Origin of the sequence: Stenotrophomonas sp. EMP41 (assembly GCF_047495535.1) — a bacterium.
GTDB lineage: Bacteria > Pseudomonadota > Gammaproteobacteria > Xanthomonadales > Xanthomonadaceae > Stenotrophomonas > Stenotrophomonas sepilia.
The window spans coordinates 3,970,001-3,972,500 of the sequence record NZ_CP179923.1 but is presented as its reverse complement, the minus strand read 5'-3'; the positions used below and the strand labels follow the sequence as shown (position 1 = coordinate 3,972,500).

At 54.2% G+C, this 2,500-nt stretch carries 2 rRNA genes (both cut by a window edge); both read left to right on the top strand.

The features are described from left to right. Nucleotides 1-2,318 (top strand): 23S ribosomal RNA (locus ACMGRF_RS18210) (it extends 560 nt beyond the left edge of the window). Nucleotides 2,319-2,443: 125 nt separating this feature from the next. Next, nucleotides 2,444-2,500: ribosomal RNA gene (rrf, locus tag ACMGRF_RS18205) — 5S ribosomal RNA — on the top strand; it runs 58 nt beyond the window's last position.

The following is a 2,500-nucleotide window of genomic DNA, read 5'->3' as shown; positions in this document are numbered from 1 at the left end:
GGGTCAGCGACTTACTGTTCGTGGCAAGCTTAACCGTATAGGGGAGGCGAAGGGAAACCGAGTCTGATAAGGGCGCATAGTCGCGGGCAGTAGACCCGAAACCGGGTGATCTAGTCATGCCCAGGGTGAAGGTGCGGTAACACGCACTGGAGGCCCGAACCCACTCCCGTTGCAAAGGTAGGGGATGAGGTGTGATTAGGAGTGAAAAGCTAATCGAACCCGGAGATAGCTGGTTCTCCTCGAAAGCTATTTAGGTAGCGCCTCATATGTATCCTCTCGGGGGTAGAGCACTGTTATGGCTAGGGGGTCATCGCGACTTACCAAACCATTGCAAACTCCGAATACCGAGACGGACTGTATGGGAGACACACGGCGGGTGCTAACGTCCGTCGTGAAAAGGGAAACAACCCAGACCCACAGCTAAGGTCCCAAATTTTGTGCTAAGTGGAAAACCATGTGGAAAGGCACAGACAGCCAGGAGGTTGGCTTAGAAGCAGCCACCCTTTAAAGAAAGCGTAATAGCTCACTGGTCGAGTCGGTCTGCGGGGAAGATTTAACGGGGCTAAGCACAGAACCGAAGCTTGGGGTGCATACTTTGTATGCGCGGTAGAGGAGCGTTCCGTAAGCCGTTGAAGGTGGATTGAGAAGTCTGCTGGAGGTATCGGAAGTGCGAATGCTGACATGAGTAACGATAATGCGGGTGAAAAACCCGCACGCCGAAAGCCCAAGGTTTCCTTGCGCAACGTTAATCGGCGCAGGGTGAGTCGGCCCCTAAGGCGAGGACGAAAGTCGTAGTCGATGGGAAGCAGGTTAATATTCCTGCACCTCGCGTAAGTGCGATGGAGGGACGGAGAAGGTTAGGTGTACCAGGCGTTGGTTGTCCTGGGGAAAGGCGGTAGGTTTGGATCTTTGGCAAATCCGGGATCCTCTAAGACCGAGCACCGAGACGAGCCTTTATGGCAAAGTCACTGATACCACGCTTCCAGGAAAAGCTCCTAAGCTTCAGCTTACGCAGACCGTACCGTAAACCGACACAGGTGGGTAGGATGAGAATTCTCAGGCGCTTGAGAGAACTCGGGTGAAGGAACTAGGCAACATGGCACCGTAACTTCGGGAGAAGGTGCACCCTTTTTGGTGGCTCGTGCGAGCTATAGCTGAAGAGGGTCGCAGTAACCAGGCCGCTGCGACTGTTTATCAAAAACACAGCACTCTGCAAACACGAAAGTGGACGTATAGGGTGTGACGCCTGCCCGGTGCTGGAAGGTTAATTGATGGGGTCAGCCGCAAGGCGAAGCTCTTGATCGAAGCCCCAGTAAACGGCGGCCGTAACTATAACGGTCCTAAGGTAGCGAAATTCCTTGTCGGGTAAGTTCCGACCTGCACGAATGGCGTAACGACAGCGGCGCTGTCTCCACCCGAGACTCAGTGAAATTGAAATCGCTGTGAAGATGCAGCGTTCCCGTGGCAAGACGGAAAGACCCCGTGAACCTTTACTATAGCTTTACACTGAACGTTGAGTTCGTCTGTGTAGGATAGGTGGGAGGCTATGAAACCATGGCGCTAGCTGTGGCGGAGCCATCCTTGAAATACCACCCTGTCGTGCTTGACGTTCTAACCTGGGCCCATTATCTGGGTCGGGGACCGTGTATGGTGGGTAGTTTGACTGGGGCGGTCTCCTCCTAAAGAGTAACGGAGGAGCTCGAAGGTACGCTCAGCGCGGTCGGACATCGCGCACTGTGTGCAAAGGCATAAGCGTGCTTGACTGCAAGATCGACGGATCAAGCAGGTAGGAAACTAGGACTTAGTGATCCGGTGGTTCTGTATGGAAGGGCCATCGCTCAACGGATAAAAGGTACTCCGGGGATAACAGGCTGATACCGCCCAAGAGTTCATATCGACGGCGGTGTTTGGCACCTCGATGTCGGCTCATCACATCCTGGGGCTGTAGTCGGTCCCAAGGGTATGGCTGTTCGCCATTTAAAGTGGTACGCGAGCTGGGTTCAGAACGTCGTGAGACAGTTCGGTCCCTATCTGCCATGGGCGTTGGAGATTTGAGAGGGGCTGCTCCTAGTACGAGAGGACCGGAGTGGACGAACCTCTGGTGTTCCGGTTGTCACGCCAGTGGCATTGCCGGGTAGCTATGTTCGGAAGCGATAACCGCTGAAAGCATCTAAGCGGGAAGCGCGCCTCAAGATGAGATCTCCCGGGGCACAAGCCCCCTGAAGGAACCATGTAGACTACGTGGTTGATAGGTCAGGTGTGTAAGTACAGCAATGTATTGAGCTAACTGATACTAATGATCCGTGCGGCTTGACCATATAACCTCAAGTTGCCTTGGCTTTACGACAGCGTCGTAAGAGCATCCAAGTGCACGCTACGTCACAAGAACTATGCGAGGCTGGCGCCTTGTCCCCCGGGACGAGTGCGACTCTCCAAAAGCCTCCCTGGTGAAATTAGCGCTGTGGAACCACCCGATCCCATCCCGAACTCGGAAGTGAAA